14 protein-coding genes and 2 pseudogenes are annotated in these 16,725 nt (G+C 65.3%); 12 read left to right on the top strand and 4 right to left on the bottom strand.

Annotation, left to right across the window (positions count from 1 at the left end; translation table 11 throughout):
- The first annotated feature begins 43 nt into the window (after nucleotides 1-43).
- On the top strand, nucleotides 44-2,233 hold the full coding sequence (locus tag NM1_RS14925) for an MMPL family transporter (protein WP_068019846.1): 2,190 nt from the start codon (nucleotides 44-46) through the stop codon (nucleotides 2,231-2,233).
- A 25-nt stretch (nucleotides 2,234-2,258) separates the two neighbouring features.
- Here the strand turns inward: NM1_RS14925 and NM1_RS14920 are convergent, their stop codons facing one another.
- Nucleotides 2,259-5,003: a helix-turn-helix transcriptional regulator gene (locus NM1_RS14920; RefSeq protein ID WP_068019843.1), complete on the bottom strand. Its 2,745-nt coding sequence runs from the start codon at nucleotides 5,001-5,003 to the stop codon at nucleotides 2,259-2,261.
- 362 nt (nucleotides 5,004-5,365) lie between these two features.
- Here NM1_RS14920 and NM1_RS14915 point away from each other — a divergent pair, with 362 nt between their 5' ends.
- The 5 genes from NM1_RS14915 (at nucleotide 5,366) to NM1_RS14895 (ending at nucleotide 8,944) form a co-directional block, all read left to right on the top strand.
- A complete protein-coding gene (locus NM1_RS14915; RefSeq protein WP_068019841.1) occupies nucleotides 5,366-6,490 on the top strand; it encodes a sensor histidine kinase in 1,125 nt (374 codons plus the stop codon).
- Nucleotides 6,480-7,142, top strand: coding sequence for a response regulator (locus NM1_RS14910; RefSeq protein WP_068019839.1), 663 nt, complete (start codon nucleotides 6,480-6,482; stop codon nucleotides 7,140-7,142). The genes NM1_RS14915 and NM1_RS14910 overlap by 11 nt, the downstream gene beginning before the upstream one ends.
- Before the next feature lie 193 nt (nucleotides 7,143-7,335).
- Nucleotides 7,336-7,722: an FAS1-like dehydratase domain-containing protein gene (locus tag NM1_RS44635; RefSeq protein ID WP_068019837.1), complete on the top strand. Its 387-nt coding sequence runs from the start codon at nucleotides 7,336-7,338 to the stop codon at nucleotides 7,720-7,722.
- A complete protein-coding gene (locus NM1_RS14900) occupies nucleotides 7,719-8,153 on the top strand; it encodes a MaoC/PaaZ C-terminal domain-containing protein (protein WP_068019835.1) in 435 nt (144 codons plus the stop codon). The genes NM1_RS44635 and NM1_RS14900 overlap by 4 nt, the downstream gene beginning before the upstream one ends.
- Nucleotides 8,150-8,944 (top strand): thioesterase II family protein, encoded by a 795-nt coding sequence (locus NM1_RS14895; RefSeq protein WP_068019833.1) that lies wholly within the window; start codon nucleotides 8,150-8,152, stop codon nucleotides 8,942-8,944. Before NM1_RS14900 ends, NM1_RS14895 begins: the two co-directional genes overlap by 4 nt.
- A gap of 308 nt (nucleotides 8,945-9,252) precedes the next feature.
- On the opposite strand, the pseudogene NM1_RS43975 reads toward NM1_RS14895, so the two are convergent.
- The 3 genes and pseudogenes from NM1_RS43975 to NM1_RS14890 form a co-directional block, all read right to left on the bottom strand.
- Nucleotides 9,253-9,684: pseudogene (locus NM1_RS43975) on the bottom strand (sensor histidine kinase); the annotation flags it as partial.
- 121 nt (nucleotides 9,685-9,805) lie between these two features.
- On the bottom strand, nucleotides 9,806-10,087 hold the full coding sequence (locus tag NM1_RS41085) for a hypothetical protein (protein WP_425454317.1): 282 nt from the start codon (nucleotides 10,085-10,087) through the stop codon (nucleotides 9,806-9,808).
- 442 nt (nucleotides 10,088-10,529) lie between these two features.
- Nucleotides 10,530-11,069 carry a class I SAM-dependent methyltransferase gene (locus NM1_RS14890; RefSeq protein WP_147289085.1) on the bottom strand — a complete coding sequence of 180 codons (540 nt, stop codon included), beginning with the start codon at nucleotides 11,067-11,069 and terminating at the stop codon, nucleotides 10,530-10,532.
- A 363-nt stretch (nucleotides 11,070-11,432) separates the two neighbouring features.
- Here NM1_RS14890 and NM1_RS14885 point away from each other — a divergent pair, with 363 nt between their 5' ends.
- The 6 genes and pseudogenes from NM1_RS14885 to NM1_RS14860 all read left to right on the top strand — a co-directional run.
- Nucleotides 11,433-11,879, top strand: a complete 447-nt coding sequence (locus tag NM1_RS14885; protein ID WP_068019830.1) for a CBS domain-containing protein — start codon at nucleotides 11,433-11,435, stop codon at nucleotides 11,877-11,879.
- Between the two features lie 46 nt (nucleotides 11,880-11,925).
- Nucleotides 11,926-13,218, top strand: coding sequence for an ArsB/NhaD family transporter (locus NM1_RS14880; RefSeq protein WP_068019828.1), 1,293 nt, complete (start codon nucleotides 11,926-11,928; stop codon nucleotides 13,216-13,218).
- A 119-nt stretch (nucleotides 13,219-13,337) separates the two neighbouring features.
- On the top strand, nucleotides 13,338-13,826 hold the full coding sequence (locus NM1_RS14875) for a DUF6653 family protein (RefSeq protein WP_068019827.1): 489 nt from the start codon (nucleotides 13,338-13,340) through the stop codon (nucleotides 13,824-13,826).
- 121 nt (nucleotides 13,827-13,947) lie between these two features.
- Nucleotides 13,948-15,510: a carboxylesterase/lipase family protein gene (locus tag NM1_RS14870; protein ID WP_068019826.1), complete on the top strand. Its 1,563-nt coding sequence runs from the start codon at nucleotides 13,948-13,950 to the stop codon at nucleotides 15,508-15,510.
- Nucleotides 15,511-15,670: 160 nt separating this feature from the next.
- Nucleotides 15,671-16,270: a TetR/AcrR family transcriptional regulator gene (locus NM1_RS44630; protein ID WP_068019825.1), complete on the top strand. Its 600-nt coding sequence runs from the start codon at nucleotides 15,671-15,673 to the stop codon at nucleotides 16,268-16,270.
- Between the two features lie 42 nt (nucleotides 16,271-16,312).
- A pseudogene (locus NM1_RS14860) lies at nucleotides 16,313-16,725 on the top strand (amino acid permease); the annotation flags it as partial.

The raw sequence follows: 16,725 nt of genomic DNA, 5'->3' as shown, positions 1-16,725 counted from the left end.
CCATCGAGCAGGCCGTCACTGCCGCACACTAGGAAAGGCAATTATGTTCTCCGCCATTGGTGAATTCGGCGCCCGCCGGCGCCGGCTTGTCATCATCGGGTCGGTTCTGTTCTTCATTCTCGCCGCGTTCTGGGGGACCGGGGCGTTCGGCTCGTTGAGTGCGGGAGCCGGCTTCGAGGATCCGAACAGCGAGTCGGGGCGGGCCGATGCCGCGCTCGCGGGCCCGCTCGGTCGGCAGACCGCCGACCTGGTGGTGCTGTACGAACACCCGAGCCTGACCGTCGATCAGCCCGAGTTCGCCACGGCCGTGGCGAATGCGGTCGCCACGGTTCCGTCCGGCGCCGTCGTCTCACTCGAGACCTACTGGACCAGACACGACCCGGCGTTCGTCTCGAACGACCGGCACGCTTCCTACGTCACGATCCAGTTGCCGTCGACCAACGAGTACCAGCGGGTGCGGCAGTTCCGGGCGATCGAGGAGGGACTGACCTCGCCGGAGTTGCAAACGCGTTTCGGTGGTCTCACCGCGATGACCGGTCAGGTCAACGAACGCAACTCCCGTGACATCGTGCGAGCCGAGATCCTTTCCATCCCCATCCTGCTGATTCTGATGGTGGTGGTGTTCCGGTCCTTCGTCGCCGCGATCCTGCCGTTCGCGGTCGCGCTCATAGTGACCGCCGGGTCGTTCGTCGCCCTCCGGGTGTTCACGATGTTCACGAACGTGTCGGCGTTCGCGATCAATATCGTCACCGTTCTCGCGCTCGGCCTCGCCATCGACTACGGGCTGCTGATGGTGAGCCGATTCCGCGAGCAACTGGCCCTGGGGTCGAGCGTCGACGAGGCGGTCCGGATCACCACCGCCACGGCAGGCCGGACGATCCTGTTCTCCGGACTCACCGCCGGCGCTTCGTTCGGTTGCCTGACTCTGTTCCCCGCGAACTTCCTCAGTTCGATGGGATACGCCGGCATCTCGGTCGCGCTCTTCGCGGTGCTGGGCTCCCTGTTCCTGATGCCGGCGCTGTTGCGGATCGTGGGGCGCAAGATCGACTCGCTGCGGGTCCCGCTGCCGTTGCGCAGTCGCCCCGACGCCACCGACGGGCGTTGGTCCCGCGTCGCCCGGATGATCATGCGGCGTCCGGTGGTGGCGACCGTGGTCATCGTCGCCGCGCTGCTCGGCCTCGGCGCACCGGTGCTGTCCGCGAACTGGGCGCGCCCCGGTGACTGGGTGCTGCCGCCGACCGCGGACGCGCGCGCGGTCACCGATCGGTTGGCGAGCGACTTCGAGCAAGATCCCGCTCGGGTGATGACCGTGGTGGTTCGCACGCCGGGCCCGTCCGAGGACCCCGCGACCAGGTCCGCGATGGACAGCTACGCGAGCCGGCTGGCGGAGGTTCCGGACATCGCCGACGCCACCGCGACCGGAAGGGCCGACGACCTCACGCGGATCACCCTGCACTACTCGATCGATCCGCAGTCCAGGCAGGCCCGCGCCATGGTCGACGGGGTGCATGCGGTCGCGCCGCCGGACGGGGCGACCGTGCTCGTCACCGGCATGCCGGCATCGCGCTTCGGCATCATCGAGATGATCAGTTCGCGATTGCCGTTGATGCTGCTGTATATCGCGCTGGTGAGCTTCGTGGTGATGTTCCTCGCGTTCGGGTCGGTGCTGTTGCCGATCAAGGCCATGCTGCTGAACCTCCTGTCGTTGTCGGCGGCCTTCGGAGTGATCAAGCTGGTCTTCCAAGACGGTTTTCTGCACGATCAGCTCGGTTTCGTCCCGGTGGGTGCGGTCGATGTGAATTTCCCGGTGTTCATCGTGGCGATCGCGTTCGGACTCGCGATGGACTACGAGGTATTCCTGCTCGCGCGAATCAGGGAGCACTGGGTACGCACCGGGGATGTGGAGACCTCGATCGCCGTCGGCGTCCAGCAGACATCGCGGATCGTCACCGGCGCCGTCCTCCTGATGTTGGTGGTCATCGGCGGGTGGGTGTTCGCCAGCGTCACCTTGCTGAAGATGGTCGGCGTCGGGCTGGTGGTGGCGATCCTGGTGGACGCCACCGTGGTTCGAGGCCTGCTGGTGCCGGCTTCGATGAAGCTGCTCGGGCGCTGGGCATGGTGGGCGCCGGCGCCGTTGGCCCGGTGGTGGGAGCGGAACGGCTTGCGAGAGGATGCGGGCCCGGCACCGGGTCCGGCGAAGAGCGAGCCGGAAACGGTCGCCGTCCGAACATGACGGACCGGACTACTCGCCGAGCGGCTCACGGCCGCTCGGCGAGCGGCACATCACGCGCAAACGAACCGATCCGGCGCAGGTCGGACCTGGAAGCGATCCCCAACTTCGGAAAGATCTTGTACAAGTGGTAGCCCACAGTTCGCGGGCTGATGAACATCTCAGCCGCAATTTCCTTGTTGCTGAACCCTTTTGCGGCCAGATGCGCCACGTGCAGTTCCTGCGGGGTCAACATGGAGACGTCGCTGGCCGGCGGTTCGGCGGATCCTCCCGCGGCGCGCAGCTCGGTGACGGCATTCGCCCGCCACACGGTGGCGCCGACACTGCCGAACAGCTCGGTCGCGGTCCGCAGGTGTTCGCGTGCCTCGACCGGCCGTCGGTTGCGGCGCAGCCAACCGCCGTAGGTCAGGTGTGCCCGGGCGTGCTCGAAGGGAAGGTGGCCGATCGCGGGGTCATCCAGCACTCGCCGCGCGTGTTCTTCGTCGAACTCCCAATGCGCGAAGGTGCGACACCGATCGAGTTGGACAGTCACCCAGGGAATCTCCGACGCCGCGGCCCATCGCTCGAAATCCTCGAATGCGGTACGCACCCGCTCATCGCCCCCGCAGTAGTAGGCGGCCTCCATCAGATCCGCCATCGCGGCCCGGGCGGTCAACTGGTTCGAGTGCGGCGAATCCGCGGCCGCGACACGGAGCAGACTTTCGACGGCCGCGTCCGGATTCCGCCTTGCCAGATCGTTCAACCCCCGCGACCACTGCGCGAGCGCTGTCGCGGTGCGATTGCCCAGCGGGGAGGCGAGCGCCATCGTCTGTTCGACATGCTCGAGACAGCCGTGCTCGTCGCCCATCACGGCGGCAAACCTCGCCAGCAACCCGAGCGCGGTCGCTCGACGGGATCGCTGCCCGCAATGCTGGGCCAGGCGGGCGGACTCTTCGGCATGTGATACCCCTTGGTGCCACAGACCGATGTGGTATTCGATGTCCGCGACCCAGTTCAGAATGATGGTCAGCACATTGGTCATGCCGAGGGCTCGGAGCTCTTTGCACAGCTCGATGCCGAACTCGCGAGCCGGCCGCCAGTCATATCCCAGGGTCCCGATCGCCATGGCGAGCATCTGCGGACGCGGATCGCCGAAAGGCAGCACACCGCGGATCGCGGCGAAAACGCGGTGCGGATCCGTCGTTTCCGGTGCGGAAGTTCCGGCGACGACAGCGAGCAGCCCACCCCCGGCAGTCCGCAGTGCCTCCTCGATGTCGAGTGCGACCATCCGTCGAGCGGCAGCCAGCTGCCCCTCGAGATCCCCGCTGATACTGGCCGCGTCCACGGCGAGAAACAGCAGCCACATCGCCTCGTCGGGCAGCACGGTCGCCATCACATCGCCGCTGCGAAACAGCTGCGCGTAGGCCAGGACGGGATCGCCGTCATCGGTTTCGATCAGTCCGTGCAGCCGGCCGAGCCGAGCCGCGACGACGTCGGTCGAGTCGGCGTGGTCACGACCGATCTGGTCGATGATCGAACGAGCCATGTCGGCCTGGCCCGAACGCCAAGCGGCATAGGCGGCCTCGGTGCGCCGACGCCGTGCGTCGTCGGCATCGGAACTGAGCTGAGCGGCCCACTGCATCGTCTGTGCCGCGGCGGCCGCTCCGCCGCGCCGGATCACTTCGTCGCCCAGCTGTTCCAGCTCGGCCGCGAGCGCGTCGTCCGGGGCATCGGCGGCCAGCACGCGATGGTGTGCGGACCGCAACCGATCGCCGCGTTCGGCGAGCTCTGCGGCAAGCGCGGCATGCACCCTCGCCCGATCATGAAACGACGCCCGCTGGTAGACCGCCGAACGGATCAGGGGGTGACTTGCCGTGACATGAGGCCCCACGACCCGAACGGTGCCGGATTCCTCGATCGGCGCCAGCGCGGCGTCCGGCACCCCGAGCCGCGCCGCCGCGCGCAGCAGCAACCCGGTGTCCGCGCTCGCTTCCGCCGCGACGACCAGGGCCAGCAGCCTGGAGTCGGCCGGGAGCAGGTCGACCCGGCGAACGAACGCCTCCTGCAGGCGCAGGCTGAGCGGGACCGTGCCGCGCAGCATGAGGTCCAGCGCGAGCTGACCCGATGCTCCCGTCCTCGAGAGTTCGATCAGCGCCAGGGGATTACCGGTTGTCGCTTCGATCAACGCATCCCGAACGATGTCCGATGATTCCCACCCCGCCTGGTCGAGCAGTCGCGCGGCGTCGGCCCGGTCCAGGCCGCCCAGTCGCAGTTCGGGCAGGAACGACGTATCGACCTCGCTCGGATCGCGCACCGCCAACAGCATCGCGATCGGATCCGCGAGCAGCCGACGTGCGGTGAACATCAGCGCCTCTCGGGAGGAGCCGTCCAGCCACTGCACATCGTCGACCAGGATCAGCAGCGGCCGCTGTTCCGAGGCCAGCGCGAGCAGCGATAATGTGGCGGCGCACACGGCGAGGTCCGTGGAGTTCCCGTCCGCCAGGCCCAGGCCGTTGCGCAGGGCAACCGATTGGCCGTCGGGCAACAGGTCCACGGCATCGAGGATCGGCAGCAACAACTGATGCAGTCCGCTGAACGCGAGCCCGGACTCGAACTCCACGCCCGAGCATTCGAGCACGGTCATCCCGTCCGCCATGTCGCGAGCCGCGTCGAGAAAAGCGGTCTTCCCCATCCCCGCCTCCGCACGCAACGCCATGATGCCCGCGTCACCCCCGCGCGCGTCATCGATGAGCTTTCGGATTGCACGCAGCTCGCGGTCCCTCCCCAGCAGCATAGGCCGAGAGTAACCCGCAACACGCCATCAGCGCTGGGTACGAGGTGGACGTCCGCGTTCCGCACGGGTCGGGTGCCCCGAACGCCCTGGAGGACACGAAATCCAGCTGACCTGCACGAACAGATCTTCGGGATCGCCAGAACCCGCGGCATGCCGTGGGGCGTTGGGAAACAAGACAAAATTCGCAAACAAGTCAGATTGACGGATTGCGCACCGGCTGGGCGCGACCGAGGATGGGCTCGGGATCTGAACGTGAGTCAGGTCCGGGGCCCATCTGCCCAGACGAACCGGTGACCGACGGCGTTCATCGTGCAAGAGTAGTGATGGACCGAAGAGTTATTTGATCGCCGGGGGGCCGGAAAATGATCTTGATCAACAACATTATGGCGCTCGGCCGGAAATTGTCGGGCGAATCCCGAACCGAAACGGGCGCGCGCGGGTCCTCGGCAGATCGGGACGTCGTGGAGACTGCGCGCCTCATATATATCGAATTCGTCACCTTTCAGCGAGACCATGCCGAAGCGCTGCTCGATCACAATGCGATTCAGTCGGAATTTCGAAGGCAGATCGGCTACATACTGGCCGAGTATGCGGACAGCCTCCGGCAAGGGCAGATAGTGCTGCACGAGAAGAAGGTCGCGCTGGCATCGACCATCGGTGTCTTCGCCTCCTCGGCGAAGATCCCGCTGGACCAGTTGGTGTCCGCGTGGAACGGCCTCTTCGAGATCATCCTGCCGCACATCGTCACGCAGACCGGGAGCGAATCCGCGAAAATGCTGGGCATTCGGTACCTGCACCACAGCGTGGCGGAGCGAAACCGGATGTCCTCGGCATGGTTCGAAACCGCGCTGAACCAACATATAGAACGCTGTCGAACGGTCGAGCACAATCGAATTGCGCGCGAGCTCCACGACTGGTTCGGCAGCAATCTCAGCATCGCGTTGCGCAAGCTGGAGCTCTACCAGCTGCTCGGAGATGTCGATGGTGGGCCGCATCTGCGAGAACTCGACACCATTCTCGCCGGTATGTTCGACGGTGCCCGGCGATTCGCGGCCGATCTGAGGCTGTCGACACCGGTGTCGAATATCGGGGCCGATCTCCGGGCCTTCGTGGAAGCCGCCAACCCCGACGAAATGACGGTCAACGTCTTCGTCAAAGGCGAAGAGACCCTGGTGCCCGCACATGTGCGCTCGGAAGTGTTCATCTCGCTGCGCGAAGCCCTGCGCAACGCACTCGATCATTCGGACGCGACCGATGTGACCGTGATGGTGGACGTGTCCCGTGAGCGGATTTGCGCGGTAGTACAGGACAACGGGCGAGGATTCGTCGTGCCGCCCGAGCCCGATCCCGCGGCGGGCACCGGGCTGATTTCGATGCGCGAACGTATCGAGCAGTTGGACGGCGTGTTACTGCTGTCCACCCAACCCATGAACGGCACCCGAATCGACATTTGGGTGTCCAACCGAGAGGGCGACAATGCTGCCTGACACCACGGCCACTCGAATCGTTGTTGCGGACGATCACACGCTACTTCGGGATACCCTCTGCGAAACCCTTCAGATCGAGGACGACTTCACGATCTGTGGGGTCGCGGGCGACGGTGAGGAAGTCCTCGCTGTCGCTTCGCGTGTGAAACCCGATATCGTATTGCTCGACCTCGACATGCCGCAGCACAATCCCTTTCGCTCGGTCGCGACCATGCGCGCGCTGACCCCGAGCCCCAAGATCATCATCGTCACCATGCACGACCGCGCCGACATCGTGCGCAAGCTGCTGGACGCCGGAGCGGTCGGCTATCTGTCGAAAAACGTCAGCCGCCAGCATTTGGTGACGACGATCCGCAGCGTCCGCGACGGACAGTCGGTGATCGTTGTCGTGTCCGGTGGGTTGAGCGCCGGCAACGATGCCGGGCACACCGTCGTCCTGTCCGCACGCGAGGTCGAGGTGCTGGCGCTGGCCGCGGAGGCCCTGAGCAACCGCCAGATCGCCAAGAAATTGGCGATTACCGAGGGCACGGTGAAGCGGCACCTGCACAATTGCTTCGAGAAGCTCGGTGCCGACTCCCGAATGGCGGCGGTCCGCAAAGCACGGGAGGCGGCGCTGCTGGAACCGGAAAAACCGTACTTCACCTCGGCCTGACCCGGGCTCGAGCACATCGAGACGCACACTCGACGCCGATGGCACGCTTGCTCCGCGCGCGAAATATATCGAAAGTTGCATACGGAGGAACCGTAATGGGTATCCGGTTGAATCCATCGACTAATTCACGACGCCGCTACCGGTTGGATACCTTCGAGGCAGGGCCGATTCAACGAGGGTCGAGGTAGATAGAGTGTTCGAGGTTGGTAGTGAAAATATCCGTGAATTCGCCGATGCGATCGGTGAGCGGCCGAACATTCACGAGAGCGGTCGGCTTCGTGCGCCCACCACATTCGCCATCGTCGCCGCGATGCCCGCGATACGCGAGGCGATATCCCGATGCGATGTGGACATCGATTTCGCGAATGTGGTGCACCGCAGTCAGCAATTCACGTTCGCACGTCCGATCGTGGCCGGCGACGTGCTGACCACCGATGCCGAGATAACAGGCATCGAGACCGTCGGCGAGAAGACGATCTTCGCCGCGGTCATCCATATCCGAGATGCCGGCGGAGCGGATGTGTGCACTGCGAAGTCCACGATCGTCGCCACGACGCCGGCGGAGGCGAGAGTGGCATGAACCCACACCGATCCGCCGCGCTGCCCGAAGCGGGGACAGCGCTGCCGGGCAGAGAATTCGTCGTTTCGCGCTCCGACCTCATCCGGTACGCGGGCGCTTCCCGCGACTACAACCCGATCCACTGGAGCGATCGGATCGCCCGGCGCTCCGGCCTTCCCGGCGTGGTCGCGCACGGAATGCTCACGATGTCGCTGGCGGTGCGGACGGTAACCGAATGGGCAGGCCCCGAGGCGACCGTTGTCGACTATCGAGCCTCCTTCGCGAACCCGGTCGTCGTGCCCGACGACGACGGTGTCACCCTCTCGGTGACCGCAACGGTTGCCGAGCACCTAGGTGAGGATCGGATTCGGTTCCGGCTGTCGGTTCGGCTGGGTGATTCGAAGGTATTGACCAAGTCGTACGTCGTGATCCAGCTGAGGCGGGCCTCGTGAACGACCAGATGCTGTCGGTCCTGCGGCCGCGCCCGGTCGACAATCCGCAACTGTGCATGTACCTGCTGCACCACGCCGGCGGCTCGCACACGATATTTCGCTCCTGGATACCGTTGTTCCCGCCGGCCTGGGAGATCCGGCTCGTTGTCGCACCCGGCCGGGGGAAGGCGGCCGCGCATCCTGCGGTACGAGACCTCGACCTGGTCAACGCGGCGTTGGCCGATCATCTCGCCGCGCGGCACGACGACGTACCGTACGCGTTGTTCGGGCACAGTATGGGTGCGCTCGCCGCATTCGGTGCGGCGCTGCGGGTGCAGGAGAGCGGTCACCGGCCGCCCGAGTGGGTCGGGGTCTCCGGCCATCCCGGCCCGTTTCATTCGCTCACTCGGTCGGGTCCGCGGCTGTATCAACTGGCCCCGGACGACCTGCGCGGCGTATTGCTCGCGATGGGCGGGCTTCCGGAACGCATCCTGCGGGACGACTGGATCTGGGAGCGCATACAGGCGGTGGTGCGTGCGGACCTGGAAGCGGCAGAGAGCTGGCGGCCGAGAACCCCTGCGGTACTGGATCGCCCGATGTCGGCATTCTGCGGGGCGGACGATCCGGTGGCGTCCACGGCGGACACCGTGAACTGGGCGCCACACTCCACGAACTTCCTCGGCACCCGCACCTTTCCCGGCGGCCACTTCTACTTCGCAGGCGAGCACACCCGCCTGGTCGCGCAGTTGGTCACCGATGTGCACATCGCCCTCGGCAACGAGTCCGCGGAAGACCCGATTCCCCAAATGTGAATTCGCCCCATACGAAATGCCCCTGACCCTGCGAAGTGATTCGCGCTGATCAGGGGCATTTTGCGAGTGCGCCATCAGGGAATAGCTCCCATTTTTGGTGCTCCTGGACACTGAAGAAGTGTCCATGCGAGTCATGGTTAGCCCTCAGTCCTCGGCCTCGTCAAATACGCCGTCACCTCGAACGATGCCGGTGGCGCCGGGCTTCGTTCGGTCCTGATCTGCAAAGTCTGCGTCGACAAACGCGGCGGCAGTATTAGTCGAGCTGTGCTCGCCGGAGCTGATGCCGCTTTTATCCACTCGTTTTCGTCAATGGCGGGCCCGTGGTCGACGACGGTGATGGATATGTGGTCATCGGTGTGTTCGGCGGTGACGCGGATTGGTGTGTCGGTGGGGTGTAGCGCAGTGCGTTGTCGATGAGGTTGGCGAGTACCCGTTCGAGCAGGCCGGGTGTCGGCGTGTACTGAGATGTCGCCGACCTCGACCTTGATGCGGTCCATGGCTGCGCGGCGGAGGGTGTGGTTGCCCATGCTGAGGCTGACGATTGCGCGGTGGACGACCTCTTCGAGGTAGAGGCGTTTGGGTTGTGGTTGTACGGCACCGGTGGCGAGCCGTGAGGAGTCGAGCAGATTGCCGACGAGCCCGGTGAGTTGGTCGACGGATTCCTCGATGGTTTCCAGCAGTTCGGCGGTGTCGTCGGGGGAGAATACGACGTCGTCGCTGCGCAGGCTCGAGACTGCGGCTTACCTCGACGCCGCCGGTATCCGGCGCACCGGCGAGGTCGGGCATCGGCGCGCTCACGAACGCTACGGCAGTCCAATCCTCGTAGGCCCGGTCGCCGTCGGCGTCCGTTTTGATGGACACCTACAGACCGAGAAGGTCGCACCCCAACCCCGACACGATCAATCCCGCTCCGATGACGAGTAGGACCGCGGAGAAGACGAGCAGAACGTACAGCCACGTCATAGACGACGCTTCACTGATCTCCGGTCGATCAGGGTCGTACATCACAGCGATACGGGAGTTGCGTTTCGGCTCGCGGAACCACGGCGTATCGGTGCCGGATCGTTGCTGACCAGAGGAGTCGACGTATCGGTATTGGACGGTGGTCTGCGTTTCACCTGTGTTCTGCCGCTTGGTCTTCACGGATGTGACCGTTGCCTCTGCGTGTGTCCAAGTACGCCTACGTTTCCACGTGCGCACCGTCATTACGAGCAACATCGGACAAATGAGCACCAGACAAGCGCCGAACCCCACCAAGCTCACCGATTCCATGGGCGCTGTCCTCTCTCCTCGCCGCGAAACCGCTGCCCGACGTCCCACCTGCTCGGCAAGAAGTAACAATCAGCGGGCGCACCCAGTCTGGACGAGGCATCCCTCTGTCAGGGCGCGGCAGTGTGGCCGAGCCGAAAGATACACCCACAGCCTCGATACAGCGCCTTCCGCAGCGGCTCGACCTGGAGGGCGTGCTCGCCCATCTCGGTTTCGCCCCCGGCTCCACTGCCCGGAGCCGGGGCTTCCAGCGGAAGTGACCATCCGCATCGGACTCGAATGTTCGACGTCGTTGGCGCTGACCGGGTCCGGTCGGTCAGGTGATGGCGGGGCGGTGGCCGGTGACCAGGATGGCGGCCGGTGTGCGCGGCATCCACTCGGTGCCGATGTGGACCAACTGTGTGGCGGCGAAGGCTTCGGCCAATCTCTTGGCGGCGGCGCCCGGGGTGAGCGTGGATGGGGAAGCTCGTGTGTGGGCCAGACTCAGTTGTCCGGCCGCTCGCAGCCGGGTGGCCAGGTCGGCGATGATCCGGTCCGGGTCTGGCCAGTGTTGCCAGATGTCGATGCCGTAGATCAGGTCGAACTCGCGAAGGTCGGGGTCGAGGTCGATAGTGTCGCCATGGCGCAGGTCGAGCAGCCCGGTGGTGGCGAAACGGGCGGTGCGCCGGGCTGCCTGGCGTCGCATCAGCGGCGACGAGTCGACACCAGCCATCTGCCCGTCAGGCACCCGGCGGCAGGTTTCGGCGAGGGTGACGCCGGGCCCGTATCCGATCTCGAGTACGCGGGCCCTGGGTCCTGGGGTGAGGGTGTCGAGGACCCATCGTCCGCAGGCGCGGGCGCCGCGGTGGTGCGCCATCGCGATCCCAGCAACCGCTCCGAGGGTCCCGCGTGGATGTGCGTAGTGTGCCGCGAGTGCGTTGCGCAAATGCACCTGTCGCTCCCTGTCGTCGACGTTGTTCCTGCTGTCGCCGACCAGGCTTCCCGGCACTCCCTACACGTGACTGTAGTCGGATGCCGTGGCTCGTCGATTTGCCCTGACGTGGTCATTTACGGCATCTTTACTACTCGGGTGTGCCGGGAAGTCTGGTCGGCGAGTCGTGCCCGTGACCTCGGGTGAGACAGGTCCGACCGACGGAGGGCGCGCTGGTGAGCAGCACCGGATTGATCTTGACGAATTCGCTACGGGTGATCACGCCCGGTTCGGTCGTATCCTGCGGGTGTGCATGCTTCACAGATGGCCGAGGAATACCCGGTGGTCGGAATGGACACCGACGCGCTGGACGCGGCCAAGTTGCTGGCCGAGCATCGGCTGCCCGGCATCGTCGTGACCGATGGCCAGGGACGTCCGGAGGCGGTGCTGCCGGCGTCGCAGGTGGTGCGGTTCCTGGTGCCGACGTATGTGCAGGACGACCCGTCGCTGGCCGGGGTGCTCAGCGAATCGATGTGCGACCACGCGGTGTCGAAGCTGCGGCACAAGAAGGTCCGCGACGTGATCCCGGAGCGGCTGGTGAAGGTGCCGGCGGCCAAGCACGACGATACGATCATCGAGGTCGCGGCGTTGATGGCACAGCACCGCAGCCCGCTGGTAGCCGTCATGAAGGGCGAGGAGCTCGTCGGGGTGATCACCGCGACACGATTGTTGCAGGCGTCGCTGCAGCACTGCTGAATCCGGTCCGAGATCGCCGCACCGAGCCGGTTCGGGGGTGCGGCCGATGACCGCGTCCGCGATCATGTCGGTCGTCGTGTTCGCTGTCGCGTATGTGCTGATCGCGACCGAGCGGATCCACAAGACGACCGCAGCCCTGGGCGGCGCGGCGATCGTGCTGGCGGCGGGTGTGGTCGGTTCGGCCGACAGCTTCTTCTCCCACGACACCGGCATAGACTGGAACGTCATCTTCCTGCTGCTCGGGATGATGATCATTGTCGGTGTACTGCGGCAGACCGGCGTGTTCGAGTTCACGGCGATCTGGGCTGTCAAGCGCGCCAAGGGATCTCCGCTGCGGGTGATGATCCTGCTGACTCTGATCACCGCGATCGCGTCGGCGTTCCTGGACAACGTCACCACCGTGCTGCTGATCGCGCCGGTCACGCTGCTGGTGTGTGAGCGGCTGGACATCAATCCGGTGCCGTTCCTGATTGCGGAGGTGCTCGCGTCGAATATCGGCGGTGCCGCGACGCTGATCGGTGATCCGCCGAATATCATCATCGGCAGCCGGGCGGGCCTGGCGTTCAACGACTTTCTGGTGCACCTGGCACCTTTGGTGATCGTCGAGCTGATCGTGTTCACGCTGGTGCTGCCGTGGCTGTTCCGCGGCAGTTTCACCGTCGATCCCGACCGCGCTGCCGACGTCATGTCGCTGAACGAGCGGGAGGCGATCCGCGACCCGAAACTGCTGATCAAATGCGGTCTCGTGCTGACCGGGGTGTTCGCCGGGTTCGTCGGGCACGCGTTGTTCCATGTCGACCCGTCGGTGGTGGCGCTGCTGGGTGCCGGGGTGCTGGTGCTGATTTCCGGTGTGCCGCAGCGGGATTACCTGTCGGCGGTGGAGTGGGACACGCTGCTGTTTTTCGCGGGGCTGTTCGTGATGATCGGTGCGCTGGTGAAAACCGGTGTGATCGAAGACCTTTCGCGACTTGCGGTCGATGCCACCGGCGGCGATGCCCTGGTAGCCACCATGCTGATCCTCGTGGTGTCCGCGCTGCTGTCGGGAGTGATCGACAATATTCCGTACGTGGCCACGATGAGCCCGCTGGTTGCCGAGCTCGTGGGCGGCATGAACGACCACGCGAACACGCTGTGGTGGGCGCTGGCCGCCGGCGCGGATTTCGGCGGCAATCTGACCGCTGTCGGCGCCAGCGCCAATGTGGTCATGCTCGGCATCGCGAAACGCGCGGAGACCCCGATCTCGTTCTGGGAGTTCACTCGCAAAGGCGCCGTTGTCTCCGCGATCACGATCGCGGTCGCGGCGCCGTACCTGTGGCTGCGCTACTTCGTCCTGGGATAGACGAGCTGTCCGGTGCGCCGGCGCCCCTCTATGAACGCGCGGACTTGAAAACAAACATCCCAATGTGTTTTTATGGTTTCAGACGGGCGGAGGAAGCCCGCGAACGAGGAGTAGGAACCATGAGCACCACCCAGATCACTGCGAACACCTTCGGCCTCAACGACGAGAACTGGCGCAAGCACGCCAACCCGTGGAGCGTGTGGAGCCGGATGGCCGCGTTCGCGGTCATGCTCGCCGCGATCTACCTGCGTGATGTGCTGGGCTGGTGGACCCTGGCCGTCCTGGTCGGCGGCGTCGCGTTCATGTTCGCCAACACCCGCATGTTCCGGCCCATCGATGTCCCGAGCCGCTGGGACGAGAGGGGGATCTACGGGGAGCGCCTGTGGACGGAGAAGGCGCCGGCCGCCGAACCGCACCGGCGTGCGATCTCGGCGATCATCGGTATCGCCGGGGTGGGGCTGCCGCTGATCGGGTGGGGGCTGGTGAGCGTCCAGATCTGGCCCACCGTCTTCGGCTGGACCCTGGTCTTCATTTCCCAGCTGTGGCAGATCGACCGCTTCGTCGCTATCTACGACAGCGCCGTCCGCGCCGACGCACCCCAGAGCTGACGTCTCGGATCCGAAATGTAGTGACGCTCAGGCGTTCCGGCCGAACGACGAGCGAGCCGCTCAATCCCACCCCATATCACCAGTTCAGTGCGTTGCTGAACATCGGCGAAGGAGAAGACCTGTGTCGACCGAATCGGTCATTGTCTCGACAACCTACGGCAAGCTCGAGGGCGAGTCATGCAATGGTGTCAATGTCTTTCGAGGAGTCCCCTATGCGGCGCCGCCGGTCGGTGAACTGCGTTGGCGGGCACCGCAACCGGTCCAGCCGTGGGATGGTGTGCGATCGGCGCGGGCCTTCGGGCCGGTCAGTCCGCAACACCCGCTACCGCCGTCGGAGATCCACACGGGCATCCTGGACGTTCCCGGCAGGCACAGCGAGGACTGCCTGTATCTGAATGTGTGGACCCCCGGGCTCGACGACGCCAAGCGTCCCGTCCTGTTCTGGATCCACTCCGGTGGATTGGAGTACGGGTCGGGATCGCAACCGCTCTACGACGGCACCACACTCGCCGCGACCCGAGATGTGGTCGTGGTGACCATCAACTACCGGCTCGGCGCATTGGGCTACCTCCGCTTGACCGATCTCACCGGCGGGGGGATCCCGTCCACCGGCAACGAGGGCCGGATGGATGAGATCGCAGCGTTGACCTGGGTACGCGACAATATCGCCGCGTTCGGTGGTGATCCGGACAATGTCACGATCTTCGGGCAGTCGGCCGGGTCCATCGAGGTGGCCGCCCTGCTCTCGATCACCCCGGCGAAGGGGTTGTTCCGGCGGGCTGTGCTGCACAGCACCGCCACCCATTCGTCCCAGACCATCGACAACGCCAACCGGATGAGCGAATTGTTCCTCGACATCCTCGGCGTCGACCCTCGCGATACCGACGCACTCCGGGCGGTGGAACCGTCGCGGCTGGTCCAGGCATCCACCGACCTGCTCGCCCGGATGAAACAGGAGGACCCGAACTCGGGGAGAATGCACTTCAACCCGGTCGTCGACGGTGACTTCCTGCCCATGCGCCCCTACGACGCGGTGCGCGGCGGTGCCGCAGACGATATCTCGATCATGGTCGGCACCACCCTGGACGAGACCCGGTTGGCATTGGGCTCCGAGCCACCACTGCAGCTGAATTACGCCCAAGCGCTCGCCGCGTGCCGCGTCTTCCTCGGCGACGAGGCAGAGCGAATGATGGCCGCCTACACCGACCTTCGCACCAGGCGCGGCCAGCCGGCGAGCCCGACCGACGTCATGTTCGCCCTCGAGACCGACCGGGTACTGCGTTATCCGTCGATCAAACTGTCCGAAGCCCTCGACGAACGGCGCCGCCCCGGATATCAGTTCATCTTCACCTACGAGTCCCCAGCCATGGGCGGACGCTTGGGCGCGGCACACGCTCTGGAACTCGGCTTCCTGTTCGGCACCTACACCGACGAAAAGGCCAAGGTGTTCAACGGGGAAGGTCCGGTCGCCGACCGGTTGGCGGAGCGCATGCAGGATGCCTGGACAAGTTTCGCGGCGACCGGCGATCCGTCGTGCGCGAGCATCGGGCACTGGCCGACCTACGGCGCCGCCCGCGAGACCATGCTGATCGGCGACGACTGGGACGTAGCGAAGGCACCCTATGAGGAGGAACGACTGCTCTGGGAAGAATTCCCCGGTGACGCGCGAATCGGCCTGATGTAGCGCACGAAGGACAGCGTTCGCCTGGAAAACCCGAACCGGCGCGGAGCCCAGCAGTTCGCTGCGGATTCGCGCCGGGCGCGGTAACGCCCGGCCACGTTCCGACGGCCGGAGCTCAGCATGAAAACATTGAATCGGATCGTTTTTACCGTAGGAGGTCGGTTTGCCTGTAGCGTTCACCGAGCAGGAGCGCGCACACATCACCGAAGCGTTGCGCGCGTCGGGGCAGCGGCTGTTTTCGACAGTCGGGCTCAAGAAGACATCGCTGGCGGAACTGGTCGCCGACGCCGGGATCGTGAAGTCGACCTTCTACGCCTTCTTCGATTCCAAGGAAGCCCTGTACCTCGACCTGCTGCTGACTCATGCCCAACGCGTAAAAGTGGAGACCATCGACAAGGGGTTGCACCGGGGACACGACACCGTCGACGCGTTGCGCCGCTATCTGCGGGCGGTGGTGCAGGTGCTGGACGAAGACCCGCTGTACCGCAGATTGATGTCGCATCCGGACGAGAACGCACTGTTGCGACGCAAGCTGGCTCCGGAAGCGGTTGCCGCCGCGGGAAATAGTGGCGGGACAGAGCTGGCCGAGTTCATCGCGGCGAAACAGTCCGCCGGCGAGATCGTCGGGGACGATCCCTGGGTGGTGGTGGGCGCGCTACGTACCGCGCTGCTACTGGTCATGCACGCAGAAGAGTTCGGCCCCACCTACTCTCGCGTACTGGATCTGACGATCGACGCCCTGACCGCCGGCGTCACGACCTGACGACCGAAGAAAGCATCGGACGCAACTTCCACGACCAAGTGTGCAGGTCTGACCATGGCGGCGATGGGCGCCATCTCGATCACGATGTTCTCCGGCGTCACCGCGCTGGCGATGATCTCCGACACCAGGGTCACCGAGAACACCTGCGACATCATCGGATTCCCCGGCGACTGCACCAGCGATCCGCAACGCACCGTGATCGCGCAGATCGCGGCCGCGGTGTTCGGCGGCCACAGCATCGCGTTCTACTACCTGATGGTGACCACCGCGCTGATCCTGATCCTTGCGGCCAATACCGCCTACAACGGGTTCCCGCTGCTCAATTCGATCCTCGCGCAACACCGGTATATGCCGCGCCAGCTGCACACTCGCGGGGACCGGCTGGCCTTCTCCAACGGCATCATCCTGCTCGCCGTCGTCGCCGGAGTGCTCATCTACGCGTTCGACGGGTCGGC

The sequence above is a fragment of the Nocardia mexicana NBRC 108244 genome (assembly GCF_001613165.1).
Lineage (GTDB): Bacteria > Actinomycetota > Actinomycetes > Mycobacteriales > Mycobacteriaceae > Nocardia > Nocardia mexicana.
This window is presented reverse-complemented; position numbering and strand designations above follow the sequence as displayed.

Excerpts from the sequence above, each read along its gene's own strand:
- NM1_RS14925 (WP_068019846.1), top strand. The coding sequence starts at position 44 with ATGTTCTCCGCCATTGGTGAATTCGGCGCCCGCCGGCGCCGGCTTGTC.
- NM1_RS14920 (WP_068019843.1), bottom strand. The coding sequence starts at position 5,003 with ATGCTGCTGGGGAGGGACCGCGAGCTGCGTGCAATCCGAAAGCTCATC.
- NM1_RS14915 (WP_068019841.1), top strand. The coding sequence starts at position 5,366 with ATGATCTTGATCAACAACATTATGGCGCTCGGCCGGAAATTGTCGGGC.
- NM1_RS14910 (WP_068019839.1), top strand. The coding sequence starts at position 6,480 with ATGCTGCCTGACACCACGGCCACTCGAATCGTTGTTGCGGACGATCAC.
- NM1_RS14900 (WP_068019835.1), top strand. The coding sequence starts at position 7,719 with ATGAACCCACACCGATCCGCCGCGCTGCCCGAAGCGGGGACAGCGCTG.
- NM1_RS14890 (WP_147289085.1), bottom strand. The coding sequence starts at position 11,069 with ATGGCGCACCACCGCGGCGCCCGCGCCTGCGGACGATGGGTCCTCGAC.
- NM1_RS14880 (WP_068019828.1), top strand. The coding sequence starts at position 11,926 with ATGACCGCGTCCGCGATCATGTCGGTCGTCGTGTTCGCTGTCGCGTAT.
- NM1_RS14875 (WP_068019827.1), top strand. The coding sequence starts at position 13,338 with ATGAGCACCACCCAGATCACTGCGAACACCTTCGGCCTCAACGACGAG.